At 72.1% G+C, this 25952-nt stretch carries 22 protein-coding genes; 11 read left to right on the forward strand and 11 right to left on the reverse strand.

What is annotated here, in order from left to right:
• Positions 1–141: 141 nt before the first annotated feature.
• The 6 genes from ACXYMW_RS15190 (at position 142) to ACXYMW_RS15215 (ending at position 7601) form a co-directional block, all read left to right on the forward strand.
• Complete coding sequence (locus ACXYMW_RS15190; RefSeq protein ID WP_459036175.1) at positions 142–1890, forward strand: heparinase II/III family protein; 1749 nt, start codon at positions 142–144, stop codon at positions 1888–1890.
• Between the two features lie 64 nt (positions 1891–1954).
• Positions 1955–3541, forward strand: coding sequence for a bifunctional phosphoribosylaminoimidazolecarboxamide formyltransferase/IMP cyclohydrolase (gene purH / locus ACXYMW_RS15195; RefSeq protein ID WP_459036176.1), 1587 nt, complete (start codon positions 1955–1957; stop codon positions 3539–3541).
• A 103-nt stretch (positions 3542–3644) separates the two neighbouring features.
• Positions 3645–4133 carry a signal peptidase II gene (gene lspA, locus ACXYMW_RS15200; RefSeq protein ID WP_459036202.1) on the forward strand — a complete coding sequence of 163 codons (489 nt, stop codon included), beginning with the start codon at positions 3645–3647 and terminating at the stop codon, positions 4131–4133.
• Positions 4134–4187: 54 nt separating this feature from the next.
• On the forward strand, positions 4188–4706 hold the full coding sequence (locus ACXYMW_RS15205; protein ID WP_459036177.1) for a DUF3035 domain-containing protein: 519 nt from the start codon (positions 4188–4190) through the stop codon (positions 4704–4706).
• A 145-nt stretch (positions 4707–4851) separates the two neighbouring features.
• The gene (locus ACXYMW_RS15210; RefSeq protein ID WP_459036178.1) at positions 4852–6282 is read left to right on the forward strand and encodes a M16 family metallopeptidase; all 1431 of its coding nucleotides are present in this window, start codon (positions 4852–4854) and stop codon (positions 6280–6282) included.
• Positions 6279–7601: a M16 family metallopeptidase gene (locus ACXYMW_RS15215; protein WP_459036179.1), complete on the forward strand. Its 1323-nt coding sequence runs from the start codon at positions 6279–6281 to the stop codon at positions 7599–7601. The genes ACXYMW_RS15210 and ACXYMW_RS15215 overlap by 4 nt, the downstream gene beginning before the upstream one ends.
• 504 nt (positions 7602–8105) lie before the next feature.
• Here ACXYMW_RS15215 and ACXYMW_RS15220 read toward each other — a convergent pair.
• The 10 genes from ACXYMW_RS15220 to coxB all read right to left on the reverse strand — a co-directional run bounded on the left by ACXYMW_RS15220 (position 8106) and on the right by coxB (position 17446).
• A complete protein-coding gene (locus ACXYMW_RS15220) occupies positions 8106–8951 on the reverse strand; it encodes an MBL fold metallo-hydrolase (protein WP_459036180.1) in 846 nt (281 codons plus the stop codon).
• Between the two features lie 145 nt (positions 8952–9096).
• Complete coding sequence (locus ACXYMW_RS15225) at positions 9097–9681, reverse strand: GNAT family N-acetyltransferase (protein ID WP_459036181.1); 585 nt, start codon at positions 9679–9681, stop codon at positions 9097–9099.
• Between the two features lies 1 nt (position 9682).
• On the reverse strand, positions 9683–10945 hold the full coding sequence (locus tag ACXYMW_RS15230; protein ID WP_459036182.1) for a M16 family metallopeptidase: 1263 nt from the start codon (positions 10943–10945) through the stop codon (positions 9683–9685).
• Positions 10942–12330 carry a threonine synthase gene (gene thrC / locus ACXYMW_RS15235; protein WP_459036183.1) on the reverse strand — a complete coding sequence of 463 codons (1389 nt, stop codon included), beginning with the start codon at positions 12328–12330 and terminating at the stop codon, positions 10942–10944. Before thrC ends, ACXYMW_RS15230 begins: the two co-directional genes overlap by 4 nt.
• Complete coding sequence (locus tag ACXYMW_RS15240; protein WP_459036184.1) at positions 12327–13013, reverse strand: SURF1 family protein; 687 nt, start codon at positions 13011–13013, stop codon at positions 12327–12329. The genes thrC and ACXYMW_RS15240 overlap by 4 nt, the downstream gene beginning before the upstream one ends.
• Positions 13014–13981: 968 nt before the next feature.
• Positions 13982–14782 carry a cytochrome c oxidase subunit 3 gene (locus ACXYMW_RS15245; protein ID WP_459036185.1) on the reverse strand — a complete coding sequence of 267 codons (801 nt, stop codon included), beginning with the start codon at positions 14780–14782 and terminating at the stop codon, positions 13982–13984.
• 24 nt (positions 14783–14806) lie between these two features.
• Complete coding sequence (locus tag ACXYMW_RS15250; RefSeq protein WP_459036186.1) at positions 14807–15406, reverse strand: cytochrome c oxidase assembly protein; 600 nt, start codon at positions 15404–15406, stop codon at positions 14807–14809.
• Complete coding sequence (locus ACXYMW_RS15255) at positions 15406–15579, reverse strand: hypothetical protein (RefSeq protein WP_459036187.1); 174 nt, start codon at positions 15577–15579, stop codon at positions 15406–15408. The genes ACXYMW_RS15250 and ACXYMW_RS15255 overlap by 1 nt, the downstream gene beginning before the upstream one ends.
• On the reverse strand, positions 15576–16517 hold the full coding sequence (gene cyoE / locus ACXYMW_RS15260; RefSeq protein ID WP_459036188.1) for a heme o synthase: 942 nt from the start codon (positions 16515–16517) through the stop codon (positions 15576–15578). The genes ACXYMW_RS15255 and cyoE overlap by 4 nt, the downstream gene beginning before the upstream one ends.
• A 77-nt stretch (positions 16518–16594) precedes the next feature.
• Entirely contained in the window at positions 16595–17446 is an 852-nt protein-coding gene (gene coxB, locus ACXYMW_RS15265; protein ID WP_459036189.1) for a cytochrome c oxidase subunit II, read from the reverse strand.
• A 222-nt stretch (positions 17447–17668) separates the two neighbouring features.
• On the opposite strand from coxB, the gene tldD reads away from it, so the two are divergent.
• From tldD to ACXYMW_RS15290, 5 genes are all read left to right on the forward strand, one after another.
• Positions 17669–19090, forward strand: coding sequence for a metalloprotease TldD (tldD, locus tag ACXYMW_RS15270; RefSeq protein WP_459036190.1), 1422 nt, complete (start codon positions 17669–17671; stop codon positions 19088–19090).
• Positions 19091–19199: 109 nt separating this feature from the next.
• Complete coding sequence (dprA, locus tag ACXYMW_RS15275) at positions 19200–20432, forward strand: DNA-processing protein DprA (protein WP_459036191.1); 1233 nt, start codon at positions 19200–19202, stop codon at positions 20430–20432.
• A gap of 731 nt (positions 20433–21163) precedes the next feature.
• The gene (locus tag ACXYMW_RS15280) at positions 21164–22138 is read left to right on the forward strand and encodes an ABC transporter ATP-binding protein (protein ID WP_459036192.1); all 975 of its coding nucleotides are present in this window, start codon (positions 21164–21166) and stop codon (positions 22136–22138) included.
• A complete protein-coding gene (locus ACXYMW_RS15285; protein ID WP_459036193.1) occupies positions 22135–22896 on the forward strand; it encodes an ABC transporter permease in 762 nt (253 codons plus the stop codon). The genes ACXYMW_RS15280 and ACXYMW_RS15285 overlap by 4 nt, the downstream gene beginning before the upstream one ends.
• A 112-nt stretch (positions 22897–23008) precedes the next feature.
• The gene (locus ACXYMW_RS15290) at positions 23009–23455 is read left to right on the forward strand and encodes a cupin domain-containing protein (protein ID WP_459036194.1); all 447 of its coding nucleotides are present in this window, start codon (positions 23009–23011) and stop codon (positions 23453–23455) included.
• 132 nt (positions 23456–23587) lie between these two features.
• On the opposite strand, the gene ACXYMW_RS15295 is transcribed toward ACXYMW_RS15290, so the two are convergent.
• A complete protein-coding gene (locus ACXYMW_RS15295; RefSeq protein ID WP_459036195.1) occupies positions 23588–25825 on the reverse strand; it encodes a transglycosylase domain-containing protein in 2238 nt (745 codons plus the stop codon).
• Positions 25826–25952: the final 127 nt, after the last annotated feature.

The following is a 25952-nucleotide window of genomic DNA, read 5'->3' on the forward strand; positions in this document are numbered from 1 at the left end:
CCGCGCCTCCCACGTGCCCTGCCGCGTCGGCGCGCCGCCGCGCCAGCCGCCCGGGCGGCGGTGACATCGCCCGGGCCGCGGGGTATTCTGGACGGCGCCGGGCACGGACCGGACGGACGGGGCAAGAGACGAGGCGCAGCGATGCCCGCACGGGAGGGCTGGGGGAGCAAGGCGACGCGGCTGGCGAACCGCTACCACGCCTGGCGCGCGGTGCGGGCCGGCGCCGTGCCGGACATCACCTGCCGGGTCGATCCGCGCAGCCTCGGCGAACCGGCCCGGGGCGCGCGGCTGCTGCGCGGCGAGATGCGCTTTGCCGGGCATGTGCTGGCCGCGCCGGGCACGTCGATCTGGGCGCTGCGCCCGCCGAGCCCGGCCTTTGCCCGCGAGATCCGGCGCTTCACCTGGCTGGACGACCTGGCGGCGCTGCAAGGCGCCCCGGCGCGCCGGCTGGCGCAGCGCTGGATCGCCGAATGGATCGGCGCCGAGGGGCGCGGCCGGGGCTGGGAGCCCGCCGGCGCCGGCAGCCGGGTGATTCGCCTGCTCCACCATGCCGGCTTCCTGACCCATGCCATGCCGGCCGCCGAGCTGCGCGCGCTGCGCGCCGCGCTGGGCGCCCAGGCGCGGTTCCTGGCCCGCCGCTGGGAGGCCGCGGCGCCGGGGCTCGACCGGCTCGAGGCGCTGACCGGGCTCACCTATGCAAGCCTCGCGCTCGCGGGTTTCGAAGGCCAGCGCGACCGCGCCCGCGAAGCGCTCGGCCGCGAGGCCGCGCGGCTCGTCGATGCCGAGGGCGGCGTGCCGACCCGGTCGCCGGAAGCGCTGCTGCGCATCTGCGCGCGCCTCGCCTGGAGCAAGCTGGCCTTCGAGGCGGCGCATTTGGAGCCGCATCCCGACCACGTCGCCGCCCTGCAGCGCGCCGCGCCGGTGCTGCGCAGCTTGGCCCATGCCGATGGCGGGCTGCCGCGCTTCCGTGGCGGCGACCGCGGCGCGCCGGGCACCCGCGACACCGTGCTCGCGGCCTCCGGCACCCGGCCGCGGCCGGGCAGCGCCCGCGCCATGGGATTCGCGCGGCTGGCGGCCGGCCGGACCAGCGTCATCGTCGATGCCGCGCCGCCGCCTGCGGGCCGGCATTCCGGCGATGCCCATGCCGCGACGCTGGGCTTCGAGCTGACGGTGGGGCGCCGCCCGGTGGTGGTGAGTTGCGGCCCCGGGGCCTGCTTCGGCCCGGAATGGCGCCGCGCCAGCCGCGCCACGCCGTCGCATTCCGCCCTCAGCCTCGACGGCTATTCCAGCGCCCGGCTGGGCCCGGCGCCCGCCGATGCCGCCGACCCGCATGAGCCGCTCGAGGACGCGCCCCGGCAGGTGCCGGTGGAGCTCGGCACCGGACCGGCCGGGCCGACGCTGGAGGCGGCGCATGACGGCTACGTGGCGAGCCACGGCCTGACCCATGCCCGCCAGCTCAAGCTCGCCGCGGATGGCCGGGCGCTGGCCGGGCGCGACGCGCTGCTGGCCATCGACCGCAAGGCGCGGGCGGCCTTCGATGCCCGCCACGACGCCGCCGGGCTGGCCGGCATCCCGTTCCAGATCCGCTTCCACCTGCACCCCGACGTCACCGCCGAGCCCGATCCTGACGGCGGTGGCGTGACGCTGTTTCTGCGCTCCGGCGAGACCTGGCAGTTCCGCCATGACGGGGTGGCCGAGATGCGGCTCGAGGCCTCGGTCTACCTGCAATCCGGGCAGTTGCGGCCGCGGGCCGCGCAACAAGTGGTTTTGTCCGGCCGGGCAATGGGCTATGCGACCCGCATCCGCTGGTCTCTGGCCCTGGCGCGCAGCACGGAGGCTGCCGTGCGCGACCTCGGCGAGGACCTTCTGGCCTTCGTGGACCCGGCGTGACCGGCCGCCTGTCGCGGCCCGGAGGGCGGCGGGCAGACCTGACAATCCGGGACCGACATTGCCGATGACCGACCACGTGAAGATCCGCCGCGCCCTGCTTTCCGTATCCGACAAGACCGGGCTGGAGGATCTCGCCCGCGCCCTCGCGGAGAGGGGGGTGGAGCTGGTCTCCACCGGTGGCACCGCCAAGGCGATGCGCGATGCCGGACTCGAGGTCCGCGACGTGGCCGAGCTCACCGGCTTTCCCGAGATGATGGACGGCCGGGTCAAGACGCTGCACCCGGCGGTGCATGGCGGCCTGCTGGCGCTGCGCGACGACGACGCCCACACCGCCGCGATGGAGGAGCGCGGCATCCAGGGCATCGACCTGCTGGTGGTCAACCTCTACCCGTTCGAGGACACCGTCGCCAAGGGCGCCGACTACGCCACGGCGATCGAGAACATCGACATCGGCGGGCCGGCGATGATCCGCGCCGCGGCGAAGAATCACGGCTTCGTGGCGGTGCTCACCGACACCGAGGATTACGCCGCGCTGCTCTCCGAGCTCGACGCCCGCGACGGCGCCACCTCCTACGCCTTCCGCCAGAAGCTGGCGCTGACCGCCTATGCCCGCACCGGCGCCTACGACGCCGCGGTCTCCACCTGGATGGCCCAGGCGCTGGGCGAGACCGCGCCGCGCCGCCGGGTGGTCGCGGGCCGGCTGGCCCAGACCCTGCGCTACGGCGAGAACCCGCACCAGGGGGCCGCCTTCTACACCGACGGCGCGGCCCGCCCGGGCATCGCCACGGCGCGCCAGCTGCAGGGCAAGGAGCTGAGCTACAACAACATCAACGACACCGATGCGGCCTTCGAGCTGGTCTCCGAGTTTGGCGCCGAGCGCGCCGCCTGCGCCATCATCAAGCGCGCCAATCCCTGCGGCGTGGCCACCGGGGCGAGCCTGGCCGAGGCCTATGCCCGGGCCTTCGACTGCGACCGCACCTCGGCCTTCGGCGGCATCGTGGCGCTGAACCGCGGGCTCGACGCCGAGACCGCCGAGGCGATCACCGAGATCTTCACCGAGGTGGTGATCGCGCCCGAGGCCGACGCCGCGGCGCGCGAGATCTTCGCCGCCAAGAAGAACCTGCGGCTGCTGCTGACCGGCGGACTGGCCGATCCGGCGGCGCAGGCGCTGGCCCTGCGCCAGGTCGCCGGCGGCTTTCTCGTGCAGGACCGCGACACCGGGCGGATCGGCCGCGACGACCTCAAGGTGGTGACCCAGCGGGCGCCCTCGGAGGACGAGCTGCGCGACCTCCTGATGGCCTGGACGGTGGCCAAGCACGTCAAGTCGAACGCCATCGTCTACGTCAAGGACGCCGCCACGGTGGGCATCGGCGCCGGCCAGATGAGCCGCATCGATTCGACCCGCATCGCCGCCCGCAAGAGCGCCGACATGGCCGAGACGCTGGGCCTCGGCGCGCCGCTGACGCAGGGCTCCGTGGTGGCGTCGGACGCCTTCTTCCCGTTCCCGGACGGGCTTCTCGCCGCCGCCGAGGCCGGCGCCACCGCGGTGATCCAGCCGGGCGGGGCGATGCGCGACGACGAGGTCATCGCCGCCGCCGACGCGGCCGGGCTGGCGATGGTCTTCACCGGCATGCGGCATTTCCGGCATTGACCGGGGCAGGGGACGGAACCGGATGCGCGACAGGCTGGCACGGCGCATCCCCCGCATCGGCCGCCGCCGCGGCCCGCGCCGCCGCACCGGGCTGGGGTCGCGCATGAAGCTGGTCTCGGCAATCGCGGCGCTGATCTTCGTGCTCGACCAGCTCAGCAAGTGGCTGGTGGTGCATGTCATGGAGCTCGACCGGCTCGGCCTGATCGAGGTCTGGCCGCCTTTCGTCAGCTTCCGCATGGCGTGGAATTACGGCATCAATTTCGGCCTTTTCGCGGGCCAGACCGGGCTCACCCGCTGGGTGCTGATCGCGGTGGCGCTGGGCATCGTGGCCTTCGTGGTGTTCTGGCTGCGCCGCGACCCGCCGGGCCGCGTCGGGCAGGTCGCCGGCGGGCTGCTGATCGGCGGCGCGCTGGGCAACGTCGTCGACCGCCTGCTCTACGGCGCGGTGGCGGATTTCCTCAACGTGACCTGCTGCGGCATCGCCAATCCCTACGCCTTCAACGTGGCCGATATCGCGATCTTCGCGGGCGCCGTGGGACTGGTCCTGTTCCCCTCGGCAAGGCCTTCGGGCGGCGGCAAAAACGGCGCGTGACGCTGCCGGGCGATTGGGCTAAGGCTGGGGCGCATGACCGGATGGAGAGGCAGAATGGGCTGGACCCGCATCGCTCTGACGATCGGATGCGCCGTGCTGGTGGCAGGCTGCGGCGAGCAGAGGCTGCGCGATCTGCGCACCTATCGCGGCACGCCCGAGGAATTCGCCATCGTGCCCAACAAGCCGCTCGCGACGCCGCCGGCGATGGCGGCGCTGCCGGCGCCGACGCCGGGCGGCGCCAACCGCGCCGACGTGACGCCGCTGCAGGATGCCGTGGCCGCCCTCGGCGGCGACCCGCGCCGGATGGCGGCGACCGGCGTGCCGGCCTCCGAGGCGGCGCTGGTGGCGGCGGCCGGCCGGCGCGGCATCGATGCCGGCATCCGCGGCCGGCTGGCATCCGAGGATGCCGGCTTCCGGCGCCGCAGCCAGGTCTTCAACTGGCGCATCGTGCGCAACGACGAATACAACCGCGCCTATCGCCGCCAGAGCCTCGACGGCGAGCGCGTGCTGGACGGCGTGCGGCGCCCCGGCAGCAACGTCCGCACCCCGTCGGCGCCGCCTCCGGGGCGCTGAACCCGGCGCACGGGCGGTGGTTCCGGGGCCGCCGTTTCCGGTCCGGCCGGAATTCGCCACTTTTCCTTACAATTGTGTCAAGCTCCTTGAATGGCAGGGGGGTTGCGGTATTTTCTACAGCAGCCCTTGGAGGAGGTTGTTCTGCATGACGAGACTGGCGACGGCGCTTGCCGCCACCGTGACTCTCGCCCTTCCTGCCGCTGTGTCCGCCGGCGCTCAAAGCGTCGATGACCTCGTGACGACGTTCACGCTGGACAATGGCATGGACGTGGTGGTGATCGAAAACCACCGCGCCCCCGTGGTGACCCACATGGTCTGGTACAAGGCCGGCGCCGCCGACGAGCCGGCCGGCGATTCCGGGGTCGCTCATTTCCTGGAGCACCTGCTCTTCAAGGGCACCGACACGCTCGAACCGGGCGAGTTCAGCCGCGTCGTGGCGGCCAATGGCGGCTCCGACAACGCCTTCACCAGCCAGGATCAGACGGCGTATTTCCAGCGCGTCGCCGCCGACCGGCTCGACACGATGATGGCGATGGAAGCCGACCGCATGGTCAACCTGCGCCTCACCGAGGAGGACATCGCGACCGAGCGCAACGTCATCCTCGAGGAGCGCAACCAGCGCACCGAGAACGAGCCCGGCGCGCTGTTCAACGAGGAGCGCTCGGCCGCGCTCTACCGCAACCATCCCTACGCCAACCCGGTGATCGGCTGGCGCCACGAGATCGAGGCGCTCGACCTCGAGGCGGCGCTGGAGTTTTACGAGGCGAATTACGCGCCCAACAACGCGGTTCTCGTGGTGGCGGGGGACGTCACGCCGGAGGCGGTCCGCGACCTCGCGGAGGAGCATTACGGCGCCATCCCCGCCAATTCCGAGATCGTCGAGCGGGTGCGCCCGCAGGAGCCGCCGCACCGCGCCGAGCGTCGCATCACCTTCCGCGACCCCCGCGTGGCCCAGCCCTACCTACTGCGCAGCTACGCCGCGCCGGAGCGCGATGCCGGGGCCCAGGACAAGGCCGCGGCGCTGGTGATCCTGTCGCAGCTCCTGGGCGGCGGCCAGACCTCGGTGCTGACCCGCGAGCTGCAATTCGAGACGCCGGCCGCGGTCTACACCTCGGCCTTCTACGACCCGACCTCGCTCGACGACACGGTGTTCGGACTGGTCGCGGTGCCGGCCGAGGGCGTCAGCCTGCGCGCCGTCGAGGACGAGCTCGACCGCGTGCTGCGCGACTTCCTCGAGGAGGGCGTCGATCAGGAGCACCTGGCGCGCATCAAGTTCCAGCTCAAGGCCAGCCAGGTCTACGAACTCGACAACACCGATGGCCTGGCGCGGCGCTACGGCGCGGCCCTGACCAGCGGCCTGACCGTCGAGGATGTGCGCGCCTGGCCGGAGGCCCTGCAGGCGGTGACCGAGGAGGACATCCTCGCCGCCGCGCGGGAGGTGCTGGTGCCGGAGGCCTCGGTCACCGGCTGGGTGATGGCCGAGGAGGAGGCCGGCCCCGCCGCCGTGCCGATGTCCGAAGCGCCCGAGGCGGCCAAGGCCCCGGCGGCGCCGATCTCGGCCGAGGCGGCGCGATGAAGCCTGCCCTGCTGCCCCTCGTCGCCGCGGGCCTGCTGGCCGCGGCCCCGCTTCACGCCGAGATCGACATCCAGGAAGTCACCACCGAGGACGGCTACGAGGCCTGGCTGGTCGAGGAGCCGTCGATCCCCTTCGTGGCGCTCGAGATCCGCTTCGAGGGCGGCGTGTCGCTCGACCCCGCGGGCAAGACCGGGGTGACAAACCTCATGGTCGGCCTGCTCGAGGAGGGCGCCGCGGACCGCGACGCACGCGCTTATGCCGCGGCGCAGGAAGACCTCGCCGCGTCCTTCTCCTTCGATGCCGGCTACGATTCGGTCTCGGTCTCGGCGCGCTTCCTCACCGAGAACCGCGACGAGGCGGTGGCGCTGCTGCGCGACGCCCTGGCCGAGCCGCGCTTCGACGAGACGGCGGTGGAACGGGTCCGTGGCCAGGTCCTGTCGGGCATCCGCTCGTCGCTGAACGACCCCGACGACATCGCCGAACGGCGCTCGTCAGAACTGTTGTTCGGCGACCATCCCTATGCCCGCCCGGTCTCCGGCACGGTCGAGACCGTGAGCGACCTCACCGTCGACGACATCCGCGCCGCGCACCGCGCCGCCCTGGCCCGCGACCGCGTGTTCATCGGCGCCGCCGGCGACATCTCGGCTGCGGAGCTGGGCGATCTCATCGACACCCTGATGGCCGACCTGCCGGAGACCGGCGCCGCGCTGCCCGAGGAGGCCCAGGTGCGCGCCGCCGGCGGCGTCGAGGTGGTGGAATTCGACACCCCGCAATCGGTGGCGATCTTCGCGCATGAGGGCATCGACCGCGACGATCCGGACTTCTTCGCGGCCTACGTGATGAACCAGATCCTCGGCGGCGGCGGCTTCGAGGCCCGGCTGATGGAGGAGGTGCGCGAGAAGCGCGGCCTGACCTACGGGGTCTATTCCTACCTCGCCAGCCGCGACCATGCCGACCTCATCATGGGCCGCGTCTCCTCCGCCAATGACCGCATCGCCGAGGCGATCGGGGTGATCCGCGACGAATGGGCCCGGCTGGCCGAGGAGGGCGTCACCCAGGAGGAGCTCGACGCGGCCAAGACCTACCTCACCGGGGCCTACCCGCTGCGCTTCGACGGCAATTCGGCGATCGCCAACATCCTCGTCGGCATGCAGATCCAGGGGCTGCCCACGAGCTACGTGACCGAGCGCAACGCCATGGTCGAGGCGGTGACCCGGGAGGACGTGAAGCGGGTGGCGGGCGAGCTTCTGCAGCCCGACGACCTGACTTTCGTGGTGGTGGGCAAGCCCACCGGGCTCGACCCCGCGCCCGGCCAGTAAGCCGGCCGCCGCGCGGCGCAGGCGTCCCCGATCGGGCGCGTCGGCGTGCGTGGGGTAGTGGGTGCGGGGCCTTGGAGTCAGCGCTCCCCTCTCGGGGCTTGACGAAGCTGCGGTAAGGAGGCGCCCGCTTCAAGGGTCTTCCTCCCGCGTCTTGAGAGCGGTCCACCCGCCAGCGGTGGCGCGCGCCGCGGTGCGTGATGCAAGGGGTGGCCGGCACCGGGACCCGGGGTGCGCCGCCCCGGACGCGGCCCGAACACGTTCGCACCCGGGTTCACCTCGCACCGGGGGCACCGGAGGCGGTCCGCCCCGTATTCCCGAAGCGACAACAGCGCCGGCACCGCAAATCGCGGTGCCCGGCCGGGGGATGCCGCGCCGAACGCCGTCCCCACCGCGGCTTCTCCCTGCGCTAGGCCTGCAGGCGCGGCCGAGCGTCTGGGCGTCAGGACCGCCGGGGCGGGCCCACCGCGCCCGCCCTCCGGCGCCCCGATGCGGGCCCGGCGCGGGTCAGGGCAGGGGATCGCGCAGCCGCTCGGGCGACAGGACCAGCACGGTGGGCCGGGCCGGCAGCGTCGCCAGCGACAGCTCGAAGGCCGCGCCCTCGGCCCGGTTGATGGCCCAGCGTTCCGGCATGCCGGCGAGGAAATCCTCCAGCGCCGCGGTCGAGAACCAGTGCATCGGGATCACCATCGTGGCCTGCAGCCGGTCGACCACCCGGATCATCGCCTCGCGCGCCATGGTGAAACCGCCATCCACCGGCACCATCAGCACGTCGGCACGGCCCAGCGCGGCGTATTGCGCGGCGTCGGGCTCGTGGTGGAGATGGCCGAGATGCACGATGCAGAGTCCCGCCACCTCGAAGACGAAGATCGAATTGCCGCGCGGCTCGACCCCGCCATAGGCCGAGCGGATGTCGGTCGAGACGTTGCGGATCAGCATGTCGCCGACCTCCCGGTGATGGCTGATGCCTTCGCCGAAGACCTCGCCCCAACCGGGCAGGACATGCGGGATCGCCGGGTCGGGAACCGGGGTCCAGTGGGTGCTGTGGGCGTGGTTCATCGTCACCGCGTCGGGGATCATCGCGGTGGTGCCGATGAAGCCGGTGAAATCGGTCACCGCGTTCACCCCGCCGGGGCTCTGGATCAGGAAGGAGGCGTGCTGGATGTAGTGGATGCGCGCGGTGTGGGCCGGCAGGGGATCGGACCAGGAGGCGCGGTGCAGGCGCGCCGGCGGCGGCGCCTCGGCCACCGCGATGCAGTGGCTGGGGCGGCGTGTCTCCTGCGCGTGGAGCGGTGCGGCGAAGATCGGGGCGAGCAGCGCGATCAGGGCGACGAGGCGTGTCGGCAGATGCATGGGGAACCTCCGGGCTGGCCGCAGGCTAGCAAGGCCGGGGCGGAGGGCGGCCATCACGACTTCGTGCATGCGCCGGAGCGCCCCGGCCGCGCCGGGCGATGCGGCCAGATCGCCGCCGCGCGGGGCGGGACGAGCCGGGGAGCCGTCAGCCGACCTGGGTGCGGCCGCGCCGGTCGAGACGCAGCGCGGCGTAGAGCACGTGGGTGCGCCAGCGGCCGTTGATCTGCAGGTAGCTCTGCGCCACGCCCTCGTACTTGAAGCCGGAGCGTTCCAGCAGGCTGCGCGAGGCGACGTTCTCGGGCAGGCAGGCGGCCTCGACCCGGCTCAGGTCGAGCCGCCCGAAGGCGTGGTGCACCATCGCGCCGATCGCCTCCAGCATGTAGCCCTGCCGCGCGAAGGGGGCGCCGATCCAGTAGCCCAGCGTCGCCGCCTGCGCCGGGCCGCGGCGGATGTTGTCGAGCGTGATGGCACCGATCAGCCGCTCGTCGGCGCGGCGGATCAGGAAGACCGGCACCGCGGTGCCCTGGGCGATGGCGCGGTTGGCCCAGTAGACCCGGTTGGTGAAGGCTCGGCGGGTCAGGTGATCGGCGGCCCAGCTGGGCTCCCAGGGCTTCAGGAAGCCCTCCGAGGCGGCCCTGAGCGAGGTCCAGGACGCGTAGTCGCTGTGCAGGGGCGGCCGCAGCGTGAGACGCTCGGTCTCGAGCCTCAGGCGCGGCCTCAGCCCCAGCATGTCAGGCCGCCCGGCGGGCGTTGAGCGCAGCCAGGTCGGGGGCGCCGCGGACCGGGCCGTAGAGCGCCAGCGCCGCCGGCGCCTCGGCCACGGTGCGGGCGGCGAAGCCGCGGACATCCGCGGCGGTCACCGCGTCGATCCGCGCCACGGTGTCCTCGAGGCTCGGCACCCGGTCCCAGATCTGGATCATCCGCGCGGCCCGCTCGGCCCGGGCCGAGGGGCTTTCCAGCCCCATCAGCAGCCCGGCCTTCATCTGCGCCCGGGCGCGGGCGATCTCGGCCTCGCTCATGTCCTCGGCGGCGCGCTTCATCTCGTCCACGGTGATGCGCGCCAGGTCGGCGACCTCGTCGCCCGAGGTGCCGGCATAGATCGTCGTCATGCCGGTATCGGCATAGGCCCCGGACTGGGCGAAGATGGTGTAGCACAGGCCGCGCTTCTCGCGGATCTCCTGGAACAGCCGCGAGGACATGCCGCCGCCCAGCGCGGTCGAGTAGATCTGCGCGGCGTAGAACGCGTCGTCGCGGTAGCCCGGCCCCTCGAAGGCCAGCGCCAGATGCGCCTGTTCGAGCTTCTTCTGCTTGCGGTACTCGCCGCCCCGGAAGCGCGCCGGCAGGGCGCTGTCGGCGCGCCGCGGCGCAAGGTCGCCGAACAGCGCCTCGGCCTGGCGCACGATGGCGTCGTGATCGACCGCGCCGGCGGCCGACAGGATCATCTGGTCGGGGCCGTAATGCTCCTCGACGAAGCCCGCGAGGTCGTCGCGCGAAAAGCCGGTGACGCGGTGCGCCTCGCCGAGGATGGCGCGGCCCAGCGGCTGGTCGGGATAGGCGCGTTCCTGCAGCCAGTCGAAGATGATGTCGTCCGGCGTGTCCTGGCTCTGGCCGATCTCCTGGAGGATGACGTGGCGCTCGGTCTCGATCTCCTTCGGGTCGAAGACCGGGTTGCGCAGGATGTCGGCGATGACGTCGAGCGCCAGGCCGGTATCGGCGGCCAGCACGCGGGCGTAATAGGCCGTCACCTCGCGCGAGGTATAGGCGTTGATGTAGCCGCCGACATCCTCGATCTCCTCGGCGATCTTCAGCGCCGAGCGGGTCGCGGTGCCCTTGAAGGCCATGTGTTCGAGGAAATGGGCGACGCCGTTCTGCTCGGGCCGCTCGTGGCGGCCGCCGGCGGAGACCCAGATGCCGAGGGCGGCGGATTTCAGGCCCGGCATGCGCTCGGTGACGATGCGGAAGCCGTTGGAGAGGGTGGCGGTCTGGACGGTCACGTGCGGATTCGGTCCTTGATGATCTGTTCGAGTTTGGCGAGGTCGTTGGGGGCGCGGGTGATGCGCTCCTCGCGGTCGAAGAGGTCGGCCATGCGCGGCGGCAGGCCGGGGCGGAGGCCGGTGGCGGCCTCCACCGCGTCGGGGAACTTGGCCGGGTGGGCGGTGGCGAGCGTCACCATGGGCACCGCCGGATCGCGCAGCTCGTCGGCGACCTTGACGCCCACGGCGCTGTGCGGGCAGAGCAGCTCGCCGGTCTCGGCGCGGATCCGGGCGATGGTCTCCGAGGTCTCGGCCTCGCTGGCGCGGCCCGAGGCGAAGACCTCGCGCAGCGCCTGCAGCGCGCCCTGGCTGACCCGGAAGCCGCCGGCTTTCAGCTCGTCCATGAGCTGCGCCACGGCGGCGCCGTCGCGGCCATAGGCGTCGAACAGCGCGCGCTCGAAGTTCGAGCTGACCTGGATGTCCATCGAGGGCGAGATCGACGGCGCGACCGCGTCCATGCGGTAGTCGCCGGAACGCATCGCCCGGTGCAGGATGTCGTTCTGGTTGGTGGCGATCACCAGCCGCTCGATCGGCAGGCCCATGCGGCGGGCGATGTAGCCGGCGAAGATGTCGCCGAAATTGCCCGTCGGCACGGTGAAGCTGACCTTGCGGTCCGGCGCGCCGAGCGCCACCGCGGAGGTGAAGTAGTAGACCACCTGGGCCAGAACCCGTGCCCAGTTGATCGAGTTCACGCCGGCCAGCCGGACCTCGTCGCGGAAGCCGAAGTCGTTGAACATGTCCTTGAGCCGCGCCTGGGCGTCGTCGAAATGGCCGTCGATGGCCAGCGCGTGGACATTGGCCTCGGCCGGCGTGGTCATCTGCCGGCGCTGCACCTCGGAGACCCGGCCATGCGGGTAGAGGATGAAGACGTCGACCGCGTCGAGCCCGCGGAACGCCTCGATCGCCGCCGAGCCGGTATCGCCCGAGGTCGCGCCGACGATGGTCACGCGCTCGCCGCGGCGGGTCAGCGCCTCCTCGAAGAGCTGGCCGATCAGCTGCATCGCGAAGTCCTTGAAGGCCAGGGTCGGGCCGTGGAACAGCTCGCAGAGGAAATGCCCCGGCGCCAGCTGCTTGAGCGGCGCGCGGGCCGCATGGCCGAAGCCGGCATAGGCCTTTCCGATCAGGTCGCCGAAGGTCGCCTCGGGGATCAGCCCGCCGGTGAAGGGGCGCATGACGCGGAACGCCACCTCCTCGTAGGACAGCCCGTGCAGGGCGCGGATCTCGTCCGCCGACCAGTGCGGCACGGTCTCGGGCACGTAGAGGCCGCCGTCGCGGGCGAGGCCCGACAGCATCGCCTCCTCGAAGCTGAGCGCCGGGGCCTGGCCCCTGGTGGAGACGTACATCATGGGCCGTTGCCTTTCTTCGCGATGCGGCCGCGGGCCAGCCACAGCCCCGTCATGGCGAGCCAGAGCACCGCCAGCGAGAACCAGGTGATCGCGTATTGCAGATGATCGTTGGGAATGCCTTCGGCGGAGACCGGCAGCGGCGTGATGCCCGGCGCCCCGGGCGCCGCCTCGCGCACCACCAGGAGCACCGGCTCGGTGTCCAGCGCCTCGGCCATCACCGGCACCTCCCGGGCGAACCAGATGTTGCCATCCCGATCGTTCTCGGGCGTGAAGTCGGAGCGTTCGGCGGGCCAGTGCAGGTTGCCCTCGAGCCGGGCCGGTCCGGCGGGCCGGTCGGCCGCCTTGTCCTCGGTCGGCACGAAGCCGCGGTCGATCAGGATGCGGCGGCCCGCCTCGGTCTCGAAGGGCGCGATGATGCGGTATCCGGCGCCGACCAGCTTGCGGCTGACGAGCACGTGCAGCTCGCCCGCGCCGATCTCGCCCGCGACCGCCACCGGCAGGAAGCGGTGCGCCCCGGCATCCGGCGTCTCCGGCAGGGGCTGCGGCGCGCCGGCGATCGTGGTCTCGATTTCCGAGAGGATGCCGCGTTTCCAGTCCAGACGCTGCACCTGCCAGAGGCCCAGCGCGACAAGGATCGCGGCGCCGACGAGGCCGATGGTGAGCGGGGCGAAATGGCGGGTCATGAATGCGGCGTCCGGGGCCTCTGCCAGCGGTCGATCCCGCGTGATGCGGGGCTGTGTCGCTTTATCGTTCCTCGGGGGGGCGGTTCAACCGGAAACGCCGCAGGGCCGGGCTTGTCGCGCCCGTTGGCCGGGGTGGTCGCGTGGGCCGGTGACCCGGTGGCCGGGCCGGTTGCGCGGGCCGGTGACCCGGGTTGTCGCATGTCGCTTGGTGGCTTCCCCCGGAGCGGACGGCACGGCGCGAAACACCAAGCGCGGAATCAAGGCCGCAGGCCGCCGCGCATCGCCGGGCCGCCCCCCGGCCCGGCGATCTGGTTGGGTTTGGCATTCAGCTTCGAGCGTCTTCGGACCTGGCCGGGATCAACCCAGGGATTCCCTGGTCGGGATCGCCGCGCCGCGGCCCGACGCTGCGCGGCTTCTCTCTGCAATGTAAAGGGTCGGCCCCGTGCGCTTGCAACATGACCTGCCCAGTGCCGCAAGAGTCCCTTGCTGGTGGCGTTCGAAGCTGGTGCCCTTGGTCACCTCCAGGGGAAGGAGCCACGCGGAGCAAAGGCCGCAGGCCGCCGCGCATCGCCGGGCCGCACCCGGGCCCGGCGATCTGGTGGGGCTGGGCGCGCAGCTTAGAACTACTTCGGACTTGGTTGGATAAACCAAGGGATTCTGCGGGCAGGCTCGCCGCGCCGCGGCCCGTCGCTGCGCGGCTCCGCTCTGCACCGCGGAGGGCCGGCCACTTTGGCTGGCAAAATAACGCGGGCGGTGCCGCGGGAGGCCCTTGGTGGTCTTGCCCGAAGCTGGTGCCCGTGGCTGCTTCCTGGCACGAGAGCCACGCGGGGCGCGGGGCCCCCGCGCGCAGCAAAGGCCGCCGGCCGCCGCATATCGCCGGCCGCGCGCGACCAAGCCCCCTTAACGCGAAAGCGCCCGCCGGGAGGGGCGGGCGCTTGCGGATTTCCGGTCGGGCCGCGGGCCGGGGCTCAGCCGCCCCAGATGTAGACCGCGGCGAAGAGGAACAGCCAGACCACGTCGACGAAGTGCCAGTACCAGGCCGCCGCCTCGAAGCCCACGTGCTTCTCCGGGGTGAAGTGGCCGCGCATCAGCCGCAGCAGGCAGACGAACAGGAAGATCGTGCCGATGATCACGTGCGCGCCGTGGAAGCCGGTCGCCATGAAGAAGTTGGCGCCGTAGATGTTGCCCGAGAAGCCGAAGGCGGCGTGGGTGTACTCGTAGGCCTGGAAGAAGGTGAAGAGCACGCCCAGGCCGATCGCTAGGATCAGGCCCCACTTCATGTCCTTGCGGTTGTTCTCGTGCACCAGCGCGTGGTGCGCCCAGGTCGCCGCGGCGCCCGAGCAGAGCAGGATCAGGGTGTTGATCAGCGGCAGGTGCCAGGGGTCGAAGGTCTCGATCCCGGCCGGCGGCCAGACGCCGTCGACCGCCGGGCTCTCGGGGCCCATCGGGTACATGGCGTGCTTGAAGAACGACCAGAACCAGGCGAAGAAGAACATCACCTCGGACATGATGAACAGGATGAAGCCGTAGCGCAGGCCGATCTGCACCACCGGGGTGTGATCGCCGGCCTTGCTTTCCTGGATCACCTCGGCCCACCAGGCGTACATGGTGTAGAGCACGCCGACGAGGCCGATGAGGAACATCCACGGCCCCATCTCCTTCATCCACAGCACAGCGCCGAAGAGCATGACGAAGCCCGAGACGGCGCCGATGAAGGGCCAGATGGAGGGGTTCAGGATGTGGTAGTCGTGGTTCTTTGCATGCGCCATTGGTCTGGTCCCTCGCTGCAGGCGTCAGTTCACGGAGGTTTCCGGGGCGGCCGGGGCCGCTGCGTCGGTGTCGGGGGCGGCCTGCGCGACGTCCTCGGGCAGGTCGATCTCGTAGAAGGTGTAGGACAGGGTGATCACGTTGGTGTGCTTGGCGTCGCGGTCCTCGACGATGGCCGGGTCGACGTAGAAGTAGACCGGCATCTCGACCCGTTCGCCGGGCTGCAGCACCTGTTCGGTGAAGCAGAAGCACTGCACCTTGGTGAAGTAGGAGCCGGCCACGAAGGGCGCGACATTGTAGCCCGCCTGGCCTGCGACCGGGCGGTCGGTGGGGTTGTAGGCCTCGTAATAGGCCAGCCCGTCCTGGCCGATCTTCAGCGTCATCTCGCGCTCGACCGGGCGGAACTCCCAGGGCATGCCGGCCTCGACATTGGCGTCGAAGCGCACGGTGATCTCGCGGTCGAGCACCACGTCCGAGGCGGCCTCGGCGGTGTTGGTGGTGCCGCCGTAGCCGGTCACCGCGCAGAACCAGTTGTAGAGCGGGATCGAGGCCCAGGCCATCGCGCCCATGAACACCACGACGCCGCCCAGCGCGGCCACGGTGCGTGTCTTCGGATCCATCGCCATCACTGCGTCTCCTCGACCGAGGTCCCGGCGCGCGGCGGCTCGTAGTCGCCGCGGGTGATCTTGACATAGGTCAGGCCGAAGACGATCGCGATCAGCCCGCCCAGCACCAGCGCCAGGCCGAGATTGCGGCCGAAGCGGCGCTTGTGCAGCTCGTGCGTCGGGCGCAGGCTCATGCCGCCCCCCACAGGATGCCGGCGCGGTCGAGACCGGCCTCGACCAGCAGGGCGCCGAAATGCGCGAAGAGGTAGAGCAGCGACAGCCTGAAGAAGCGGCGCTCGGGCGCGAAATTGTCGGCCTCGGCATCGCTCTCGTCGCGCCGCCAGATGGTCCAGGCGCCCTTGAGGAAGAGCGCGTTCAGCACCAAGGCCACGGCGAGGTAGAGGGGTCCGCCGGCGGCGGTGAAGCCGATCGCCAGCGCGAAGGCGGCGAGGATCAGCGTGTAGGCCAGGATATGCGCCCGGGTGGCCCGGCGGCCATGCGTGACGGTCAGCATCGGCACGCCGGCATCGTCGTAATCGGAGCGCATGAACAGCGCCAGCGCCCAGAAATGCGGCGGCGTCCAGAGGAAGGTCAGGCCGAACATCAGCACCGATTCGACCGACACGGTGCCGGTGGCGGCGGCCCAGCCGATCATCGGGGGGAAGGCGCCGGCGGCGCCGCCGATGACGATGTTCTGCGGCGTCGCCCGCTTCAGCCACATGGTGTAGACGACGACGTAGAAGAAGATGGTGAAGGCCAGCAGCCCGGCCGCGACCCAGTTGGTCGCGAGGCCGAGAAAGACCACCGAGAAGCCCGACAGGGCGAGGCCGAGGCCGCGCGCCTCCTCGGGGGTGACCCGGCCGGAGGGGATCGGCCGGCGCGCGGTGCGGCGCATCACCGCATCGATGTCGGCGTCCCACCACATGTTTAGCGCGCCCGAGGCGCCGCCGCCGATGGCGATGAACAGGATGGCGCAGAACGCCACGAAGGGATGCACCGGCACCGGCGCGGCCAGCAGGCCCACCAGTGCGGTGAACACCACGAGCGTCATCACCCGCGGTTTCAGGAGCGCGAAGTAATCGCCGAACTGGGCGTCGCTCTCGACCGGGCTCTGCATGGTGACGTCGCTCATGGCTTCTGTCCTAAGGCGGGAAGGGCAGGGCGGGGCCGCGCAGGGCGCCCCCGCCGGGTCGCGTCAGGCAGCGGGGCTCAGCCCCACTCCTCCTTCATTTCCGCGATCCAGGTGTCGTAGGCCTCCTGGCTCACCACCTTGACGGTGATCGGCATGTAGGCATGCGCGATCCCGCAGAGCTCGGAGCACTGGCCGAAATAGACGCCTTCGCGGTCGGCCTCGAACCACAGCTCGGCAAGGCGGCCGGGCACCCCGTCCTGCTTCACGCCGAAGGCCGGGATGGTCCAGGAATGGATCACGTCGCCGCCGGTGATCTGCATGACCACGGTGGCGCCGACCGGCACCACGACCGCGGTGTCGGTGGCGAGGCCGAAATGCTCGGGCTGGTAGCCGGCCTCGATCAGCTGCGCCTCGACCTCCTCGGTGCGCATGTTGTTGCCGCCGGTGGCGGGCGCGCCGATCATGTAGCTGTCATAGGCGAAGTCCTCGTCGAGGTACTCGTAGCCCCAGTACCACTGGTAGCCGGTCGCCTTGATGTAGACGTCGCCCTCGGGGATTTCCTGCTGGTTGAACAGCACCGGCAGCGAGAACGCCCCGATGAAGACCAGGATCAGGATCGGCCCGACGGTCCAGGCGATCTCCACCGGGGTGTTGTGGGTGAAGGCCTTGGGGTTGGGGTTCTTGCGGCGGCTATAGGCGACGATGCACCAGACGATCAGCGCCGTGACCAGGATCACGATGCCGAACATGATCACGTTGACCATGCCGTCGAGCCAGTGGATGTCGCGGGCGAGGTCGGTGGCCGCGGGCTGGAAGCCGATGGCGCCGTCGGTGGGCGCGCCGATCACCGGAAGGTCGCCTGTCTCCTGTGCGAGGGCCGGCGCCGTGAAGGCGGCGAGGAGCCCGGTCAGCATGGTCATCAATCGCATGGTCTACCCTGATCCGTTCCGTCAGTCATCGAACCGGGATGGCTCGGGCGGCGCTGGTCTCGCGGCGCACGGATCCCCCCGTTGAGTTGTCGCTGCGTCTAACCATATTCTCGGGACCAGATAAAGAACCAAGGCTTGCGGCAAACGGACGCTCGCCGCCTGCCGTCGCGGCGCCGTCTGCCGCGCTGTCCGCCCATACGCCTTGCCAGCCCGGAGCCCTGCATGACCGACGCGCCCTTCCGCCCCTTCGAGACCCATCTGGACCGCGCCGCGGCGCTGGCGCGGCTGCGCGAGACCCTGGCGGGCGCCGAGGACGGCGAGCTGTTCCTGGAGCGCAAGCGGTCCGAGGGGGTGCTGTTCGACGACGGCCGGGTCAAGACCGCAAGCTACGATGCCAGCGAGGGATTCGGCCTGCGGGCGGTGCGCGGCGAGGTGGCGGGCTATGCCCATGCCACCGAGATCAGCGAACGCGCGCTGAAGCGCGCCGGCGAGACCGCGCGGCTGGCGGTGGGCGATGGCGGCGGCGCGATGGCGCCGGGGCCTGCGCGCACCAACCGCGTGCTCTACAGCGATGCCGACCCGATCGCCGGCCGGCCCTTCGCCGCCAAGGTCGAGACCCTGGCCGAGATCGACGCCTTCCTGCGCGACCTCGATCCCCGGGTGGTGCAGGTCACCGCCTCGGTCGCGGCCTCGCTGCAGGAGGTGGCGATCCTGCGCGCCGACGATTCGCTGGTCACCGACACAAGGCCGATGACCCGGCTCAACGTCAGCGTCATCGTCGAGGAGAACGGTCGGCGTGAGAGCGGCTCGGCCGGCGGCGGCGGCCGGGTCGGGCTCGACGGGCTGCTCGATCCCGCCGACTGGCAGGGCAAGGCGCGCGAGGCGCTGCGCATCGCGCTGGTCAACCTGCGCGCCGAGCCGGCGCCGGCCGGCGTCTTCGACATCGTGCTCGGCCCCGGCTGGCCCGGCATCCTGCTGCACGAGGCGGTGGGCCACGGGCTCGAGGGCGATTTCAACCGCAAGGGCAGCTCGGCCTTTGCCGGGCTGATGGGCCAGCGCGTCGCCGCGCCCGGGGTCACGGTGCTCGACGACGGCACGATTCCCGACCGCCGCGGCTCGCTGACCATCGACGACGAGGGCACGCCCTCGGCGCGCAACGTGCTGATCGAGGACGGCATCCTGGTGGGCTACATGCAGGACCGGCAGAATGCCCGGCTGATGGGGGTGGCGCCAACCGGCAATGGCCGCCGCGAGAGCTACGCGCATATCCCGATGCCGCGGATGACCAACACCTACATGCTAGGCGGCACGGCGAAGCGCGAGGATCTGGTGGCGGAGCTGCGGGACGGCATCTACGCGGTGGGCTTCGGCGGCGGCCAGGTCGACATCACCAACGGCAAGTTCGTGTTCTCCTGCACCGAGGCCTACCGGGTGAAGAACGGCCAGATCGGCGCGCCGGTCAAGGGCGCCACGCTGATCGGCGACGGCGCCACCGCGCTGATGCAGATCCGCGGGCTCGCCGACGACATGGCGCTCGATCCCGGCATGGGCAATTGCGGCAAGCAGGGGCAATGGGTGCCGGTCGGGGTGGGCCAGCCCTCGGTGCTGATCGGCGGGCTGACCGTCGGCGGGGCGCAGGCGTGACGGATGAACGGCCGGGCGGCGATTTGTTGTTAAAAGTCGCGGCAAGATTCAGCCGGCGTTAACCCTGCGGGCGCTAGACCTGTCCCGGCAAGCGACGGGGCCGGGACGCATGATCGAAGATGACACTTCTTCCACTCACCCCCTACTCCCACCCACCACGGAAGAGGATCGTCTGTCCTGGCTCCGTCTCTTGCGCTGCCGCCGCGTGGGGATCGCCACCTTCTACCGCCTGATGGCGGCACATGGCAGCGCCCAGGCGGCGCTCGAGGCCTTGCCCGGCGTGGCCCGGGCGGCCGGCGTGGCGGAGTACCGCATCTGCCCCGAAGCCGTGGTGGCGGCGGAGATCCGCGCCGCCCGGCATGCCCGGGCGCGGATGATCTGCCGCGGCGATGCCGCCTATCCCGCCGCACTGCTCGGTCTCGACGACGCGCCGCCGATCCTCTGGGCGGTGGGCGAGACGGCCCTGCTCTCGCGTCCGCTGGTGGCGGTGGTGGGGGCGCGCAACGCCTCCTCGCTCGGCACCCGGATGGCCCGCGCCCTGGCCCGCGATCTCGGCGGCGCCGGCTGCGTCACCGTCTCCGGGCTGGCCCGCGGCATCGACGCGGCGGCCCATGCCGCGAGCCTCGGCAGCGGCACCGCGGCGGTGCTGGCCGGCGGCGTCGACGTGCTCTACCCGGCCGAGAACGCGCAGCTGGCCCAGGACATCGTCGCCGCCGGCGGCGTCCGGCTCTCGGAACAGCCGATGGGCCTGCAGCCCCAGGCCCGGCACTTCCCGCGCCGCAACCGCATCATCTCGGGCCTCGCCCGCGCCGTCGTGGTGGTGGAGGCCGCGGCCAAGTCGGGCTCGCTGATCACTGCGCGGCTGGCGCTCGACCAGGGTCGGGAGGTGATGGCGGTGCCCGGTCACCCGCTCGACGCCCGCGCCGGCGGCTGCAACCTGCTGATCCGCGACGGCGCCCGTCTGGTGCGCGGCGCCCAGGACGTGATCGAGGCGATGGAACTGCCCGCCGCGCCGGCCACCGCCCGGCGGCCGGGGCCGGGGGCCGACGCCCCGGCGGCCGCGGCGCTGGGGGCAGACGTGCCGCGACCCGCGCCGGGCCCGCCCGCGGAGCGCGCCGCGGACGGCGCCGCCGGCAGCACTCGGGCGCCCCGGCCGCTGCGCGAGATCGCCGCCCTGCACCGCCGCATTCTCGACCGGCTGGGACCCTCGCCGCTGGCCGAGGACCAGTTGATCCGCGATCTCGGCGCCTGTTCGGGCAGCATCGCGCCGGCGCTCACCGACCTGGAGCTCGACGGCAAGGTCCGGCGCCAGCCTGGCGGGCTCCTCGCGCGCATCGTGTGACGCGTCCCTGACCGCACAGCGCCTGCGGCGCCTATAATCGCGCGAACGCCGACGGCGCCCCTGACCACGCAGCGCCGGCGGCGCCACGCTGCACATCGGCGCGACGCTGCACAGCGGCGCCTCGCTGCACGGCGGCGCCATGCCGGACGAGAGGCGCGTCCGGCGGAGGCGCTCCCGGCACGCGCCGTGTCGCCGGGCCGGTTCAACGCCCGTCCAGGTCGCTCGACGCGCCTCCGCGCCTCCCCGCACCCTATTCCGTGCCCCGTGCCCCGTGCCCCGTGCCCCGTGCCCCGTGCCCCGTGCCCCGTGCCCCGTGCCCCGTGCCCCGTGTTTCCGTGCTCCCGCGCCTCCGCGTGGCTGCCGGGGCAAGCGGGAACCTCGGGATTGCCCCGGGCCAGGGTCGCGCTTGCGGGGCCCGATCCGCCGTGCCGGGGGCCGCATCCGCGCCGCCGGCAGGGGCGGGCCTGCCGCACCGCGCGGCGCGGACCCGGCCTCTGCGCCGGGCGGGCATCGGGCGGGTCCGACCCGGGGGCACTCGGCGGTGCTGCCGGCGGCGCGCGCCGGATCCCCGGGGGCGCAGACCCGCTTTTGCGGCCCGGGACCTCCCGGAGCGCGCGCAAAGCCGCCGCGCCGCATTGCCTTTCGGCCCGCCCCGTCGTTAGCTCCGGCGGACGCTCTCCGGCCGGCGCTGCCGGGGGCGGTGGCGTGCGGGACGGCAGGAAGGGGACGACATGGCGTCGATGGTCGAGATCCGCGGCGTCTCGAAGACCTATGCCGGTGGCGTCACCGCGCTGCGGGATGTTGACCTCGACATCGCGGATGGCGAGATCCTGGCACTGCTCGGGCCCAACGGCGCCGGCAAGACCACGCTGATCTCCTGCATCTGCGGCCTCGCCGTGCCGAGCGGCGGCAGCATCCGGGTGGGCGGGCACGATGTCGGCGCGGCCTACCGCGCGGCGCGCCGGCTGATCGGTCTGGTGCCGCAGGAAATCACCCTCGAACCCTTCGAGACGGTGTGGAACACGGTGCGCTTCTCGCGCGGCCTGTTCGGCTGCCGCCGCGACGATGCCCGGCTCGAGGCGATCCTGCGCCGGCTCAGCCTCTGGGACAAGCGCGGCGCCCGGATCAACGCGCTGTCGGGGGGCATGAAGCGGCGGGTGCTGATCGCCAAGGCGCTGGCCCACGATCCGCGGGTGCTGTTCCTCGACGAGCCGACCGCCGGCGTCGACGTGGAACTGCGCCGCGACATGTGGGAGATCGTCGCCGACCTGAAGCGCGAGGGCGTGACCATCATCCTGACCACGCATTACATCGAGGAGGCCGAGGCGATCGCCGACCGCATCGGGGTGATCACCGGCGGGCGGCTGCTGCTGGTGGAGGAGAAGGGCCCGCTGATGCGCCGGCTCGGGCGCAAGACCCTGCATATCGAGCTGGCCGCGCCGCTGGCGGCGCTGCCGGCGGGGCTCGAGGAGTTCGACCTCAGCCCCAGCGCCGACGGCCGGGCGCTGGTCTACCGCTACGACAGCGCCGCCGGCCGCAGCGGCATCGGGCGGCTGATGGCGGCGCTGTCGGGCGCCGGCGTGGCGCTGCGCGACCTGCACACGCGCCAGGATTCGCTCGAGGACATCTTCGTCGGGCTGGTGCGCGGCGACGGCGCATCGACGGGCGCCGCCGGCGGCGGCGCGGGCACGGGAGGGGCGGCATGAACGTCACCGCGATCTGGGCAATCTACCGCTTCGAGATGGCGCGGTTCTTCCGCACCTTCCTGCAGAGCTTCATCTCGCCGGTGATCTCGACCTCGCTCTATTTCGTGGTCTTCGGCGCCGCCATCGGCAGCCGCATCGACGCCGTCGAGGGGGTGAGCTACGGCGCCTTCATCGTGCCGGGGCTGGTGATGCTGGCGGTGATCACCCAGGCGATCTCCAATGCCTCTTTCGGCATCTACTTCCCGAAATTCATCGGCACGATCTACGAGCTGCTGTCGGCGCCGATCAGCTTTCTCGAGGTGGTGCTGGGCTATGTCGGCGCCGCCGCCACCAAGGCGCTGTTCATCGGGGCGGTGATCCTGGTCACCGCGGCGCTTTTTGTCGATGTCGAGATCCGCCACCCGGCGGCGATGCTGGCCTTCCTGCTGCTGACCTGCCTGAGCTTCGCGCTGCTGGGCTTCATCATCGGCATCTGGGCCGGCAATTTCGAGCAGCTGCAGCTGGTGCCGCTCCTGGTGGTGACGCCGCTGGTCTTTCTCGGCGGCGCCTTCTACTCGATCGCCATGCTGCCGCCGCTCTGGCAGAAGGTGGCGCTGCTCAACCCGGTGGTCTACCTGGTCTCGGGCTTCCGCTGGTCGTTCTACGGGCTGAGCGACGTGCCGGTGGCGGTGAGCCTGCTGGCGATCGGCGGCTTCACCGCGCTCTGCCTCGCCGCGATCTGGTGGATCTTCCGCACCGGCTGGCGCATCCGGGCCTGAGCGCCGGGGCCGGCGGTCGAAAGCGACGCCGGGGCGTCGGTTCCGGACGCGACCCGGGGCGCCGCGCGCCGCTAGCAGGGACGCAGTCGCCACCGCCAGGGAGGATCCGCCCATGCCCGTCGCCGCCGATCCCGCCGTCATGCTGTCGCAGCCCGGCGCCGCCGAGGCGCTAATGCTGGCGCTGCCGAGCATCGCCAATGCCGATCACGCGCCGCTCGAGGGCGGCGAGGATCCGGCCTTCGGCACGGTGCGCTGGCGCACCCTGTTCTCGGCCGACCGCACCCGCACCCAGGACCTGGTGCTGGGGGTGGCGGAGTTCGGCCCCTCGGGCACCCTGCACGCCCACCGCCACACGCCGTCGGAATTCTATTTCGGGCTGGCCGGCGACGGCGAGGTGACGATCGACGGCGTCGCGCACCGCATCGCCGCGGGGGTGGCGCTGTTCATCCCCGGCGAGGCCGAGCACGCGGTCGCCGCCGGCGCCGAGGGGCTGCGCTTTCTCTACGGCTTCGCGCGGCACCGCTTCTCGGATGTCGAATACCGCTTCAGCCCGGCCTGATCCGGCGGACGCCGCTGCCGCGGCGGCCGGTCTGGCCGGCCGGTCCGGGCGGACCGGCCGGCGGGCGAGGGGCGCCGCCCCTCTGGCGCGGCGAGGCCGCGCCATTCACCCCGGGTCCGGCGCCGGCCCGGGTCAATTGCCGAAGATGTCGCGCAGCACCTGGCCGACGAAATCGGCGACCGGGTCGCGCACCGGCTGGCGCTGCGGCTGCGGCGCCTGGCGCGGCTGCGCCACTTGCGGCTGCGATTGCGGCGCCGGCTGGTAGTCCGGCTCGGGCCGCTCGGGGATGGTCATCGGCAGCGGCCGCGGCTCCAGCCCCTCATGCACCCGCAGCATGGTCTCCTGCCAGATCTCCGCCGGCAGCCCGCCGCCGGTGACCCCGGTCAGCGGCGTGTTGTCGTCGTAGCCCATCCAGACCCCGGCGACGTAATCGGCGGTGAAGCCCACGAACCAGGCGTCGCGCTGCTCGTTCGAGGTGCCGGTCTTGCCGGCGGCCTCGCGGTCGGGGAGCCTGGCGCGGGTGCCGGTGCCCTCGGAGACGACCTTTTCCAGCATGAAGACCAGCTCGCGCGCCGCCTGTTCGCCGATCACCCGCTCGCCCATGCCGCCGCGCTGGCCGACCAGCGGCTCGTCGTCGCCCTTGATGCGCAGCTCGCTGATCCCGTAGGGCCGCACCGAGGAGCCGCCGTTGAGGATGCCGGCATAGGCGCCGGTCATCTCGAGCAGCGTCGCCTCGGAGACGCCGAGCGCCACCGACGGCGTGTCGACGACCCGCGAATCGATGCCGAAATCGGTCGCCACCTGGGCCACGAGGTCGCGCCCGGTCGCCTCGGAGACCTTCACCGCCGGGATGTTGAGCGAGCGCTTGAGCGCGTCGACCAGGGTCACCTGGCCGGCGAAGTCGCGGGTGTAGTTCTTCGGGCACCATTCGCCGGAGCCGGGGATCGACATGCAGAACGGCTCGTCCACCACCACGTCGTAGGGCGAGCGGCCGAGATCGAGCGCCGCGGCATAGACGAAGGGCTTGAAGGCCGAGCCGGTCTGGCGCCGCGCCTGGGCGGCGCGGTTGAACACCCCCGAGACGCCGGTCTTGCGACCGCCCACCATGGCGCGCACGGCGCCGTCGGCCGACATCACCACGATCGCCGCCTGGGCCTTGGAGCCGTCGCGCACCTTGGCCTCGAAGATGTCGCGCATGGCGCCCTCGGCGGCGCGCTGGATGCGCGGGTCGAGGGTGGTGCGGATGTCGACGTCCTGGCGGCTCTCGACCGAGACGAAGGGCGGCAGGGTGTCCATGACCCAGTCGGCGAAGTAGCCGCCGCGCCGCTCCTCGGCCTCCTCGGAGAGCGTGGCGGGGTCGGCGCGGGCCTGCTCGGCCTCGGCGCGCGACAGGTGGCCTTGCTCCTCCATCAGCCCGATCACCAGTTCGGCGCGGCGCTGCGAACGCTCGAGGTCGTTGGTCGGCGCCAGCGTCGTGGGGGCGGTCAGGAGGCCCGCCAGCATCGCCGCCTCGCCGGCGTCGAGGGCCGAGGCGGGCTTGCTGAAATAGCGCTGCGAGGCGGCCTCGGCGCCATAGGCGCCGCCGCCCATATAGGCGCGGTTGAGGTAGATCGAGAGGATGTCGTCCTTGGAGTATTTCAGCTCCATGGCGAGGGCGAAGATCGCCTCCTTGGCCTTGCGCGCCAGCGAGGTCTCGCGGCAATCGGACACGTAGGCCTGTTCGCTCTCCCATTCGTTGGGGTCGTATTCGACGCCGAGGCAGAGCAGCTTGGCGGTCTGCTGGGTGATGGTGGAGCCGCCATGGCCCTGGAACGGGCCGCGGCCCTCGCGCAGGTTGATGCGGATCGCCGAGGCGATGCCGCGGGGCGAGATGCCGGGATGCCAGTAGAAGCGCCGGTCCTCGGTGGCGATCACCGCGTTCTTCAGATGCGGGCTGACGCTGTCGGCGCGCACCGCGCCGCCGAACTGGTCGCCGCGCCAGGCGAAGACCCGGCCGTCGCGGTCATAGAGCGTGACCGAGCCCTGGGCGCGGCCATCGAGCAGCCGGGTCAGGTCGGGCAGGGTGGCATAGGTCATGGCGACCCAGCCGCCGACGATCAGCACGGCCACCAGCGCGACGCGGCTGACCACCACCCAGACCAGCCGGGCGAAGAAGCCGAACAGCCGCTGCAGCCAGCCGATCGGTCCGCCGCGGCGCGGCCGCCGCGGCCGGCCGCCGCCGCCCCCGCGGCGCCGGAACAGCCCGCGCCCGAACAGCCCGCGCCTGGGCGGCGGCGCCGCCTTGCGGCCGGCCCTGCGCGCCGTCTTCGCCTTGCCCGAATTGCGGCGGTCGGCCACCAGCCGTCCGCTTCCCTGCCGCTTGTCGCTCATTCCGCTGCTTCCGCTGCCGGCCTCGTGTGATTTGTCGCGCAACATAGTCCGTCGCGGCGGCGATGTGGACCGTCCCCGGCCGCCATCGCGCGTTTTTCATTTCGCCCAAAATTTGGGCGCGGCGTCT

Source organism: Roseivivax sp. CAU 1761, from assembly GCF_054482755.1.

Bases quoted from the DNA above. Each gene is read 5' to 3' on its own strand.
- ACXYMW_RS15215 (WP_459036179.1), top strand. From the start codon at position 6,279: ATGAAGCCTGCCCTGCTGCCCCTCGTCGCCGCGGGCCTGCTGGCCGCG.
- ACXYMW_RS15290 (WP_459036194.1), top strand. From the start codon at position 23,009: ATGCCCGTCGCCGCCGATCCCGCCGTCATGCTGTCGCAGCCCGGCGCC.
- ACXYMW_RS15225 (WP_459036181.1), bottom strand. From the start codon at position 9,681: ATGCTGGGGCTGAGGCCGCGCCTGAGGCTCGAGACCGAGCGTCTCACG.
- ACXYMW_RS15245 (WP_459036185.1), bottom strand. From the start codon at position 14,782: ATGGCGCATGCAAAGAACCACGACTACCACATCCTGAACCCCTCCATC.
- thrC (WP_459036183.1), bottom strand. From the start codon at position 12,330: ATGATGTACGTCTCCACCAGGGGCCAGGCCCCGGCGCTCAGCTTCGAG.
- ACXYMW_RS15220 (WP_459036180.1), bottom strand. From the start codon at position 8,951: ATGCATCTGCCGACACGCCTCGTCGCCCTGATCGCGCTGCTCGCCCCG.
- ACXYMW_RS15210 (WP_459036178.1), top strand. From the start codon at position 4,852: ATGACGAGACTGGCGACGGCGCTTGCCGCCACCGTGACTCTCGCCCTT.
- purH (WP_459036176.1), top strand. From the start codon at position 1,955: ATGACCGACCACGTGAAGATCCGCCGCGCCCTGCTTTCCGTATCCGAC.
- ACXYMW_RS15250 (WP_459036186.1), bottom strand. From the start codon at position 15,406: ATGGCGATGGATCCGAAGACACGCACCGTGGCCGCGCTGGGCGGCGTC.
- ACXYMW_RS15295 (WP_459036195.1), bottom strand. From the start codon at position 25,825: ATGAGCGACAAGCGGCAGGGAAGCGGACGGCTGGTGGCCGACCGCCGC.
- tldD (WP_459036190.1), top strand. From the start codon at position 17,669: ATGACCGACGCGCCCTTCCGCCCCTTCGAGACCCATCTGGACCGCGCC.
- ACXYMW_RS15240 (WP_459036184.1), bottom strand. From the start codon at position 13,013: ATGACCCGCCATTTCGCCCCGCTCACCATCGGCCTCGTCGGCGCCGCG.
- dprA (WP_459036191.1), top strand. From the start codon at position 19,200: ATGATCGAAGATGACACTTCTTCCACTCACCCCCTACTCCCACCCACC.
- ACXYMW_RS15205 (WP_459036177.1), top strand. From the start codon at position 4,188: ATGGGCTGGACCCGCATCGCTCTGACGATCGGATGCGCCGTGCTGGTG.
- cyoE (WP_459036188.1), bottom strand. From the start codon at position 16,517: ATGAGCGACGTCACCATGCAGAGCCCGGTCGAGAGCGACGCCCAGTTC.
- ACXYMW_RS15285 (WP_459036193.1), top strand. From the start codon at position 22,135: ATGAACGTCACCGCGATCTGGGCAATCTACCGCTTCGAGATGGCGCGG.
- ACXYMW_RS15190 (WP_459036175.1), top strand. From the start codon at position 142: ATGCCCGCACGGGAGGGCTGGGGGAGCAAGGCGACGCGGCTGGCGAAC.
- ACXYMW_RS15255 (WP_459036187.1), bottom strand. From the start codon at position 15,579: ATGAGCCTGCGCCCGACGCACGAGCTGCACAAGCGCCGCTTCGGCCGC.
- coxB (WP_459036189.1), bottom strand. From the start codon at position 17,446: ATGCGATTGATGACCATGCTGACCGGGCTCCTCGCCGCCTTCACGGCG.
- lspA (WP_459036202.1), top strand. From the start codon at position 3,645: ATGAAGCTGGTCTCGGCAATCGCGGCGCTGATCTTCGTGCTCGACCAG.
- ACXYMW_RS15280 (WP_459036192.1), top strand. From the start codon at position 21,164: ATGGCGTCGATGGTCGAGATCCGCGGCGTCTCGAAGACCTATGCCGGT.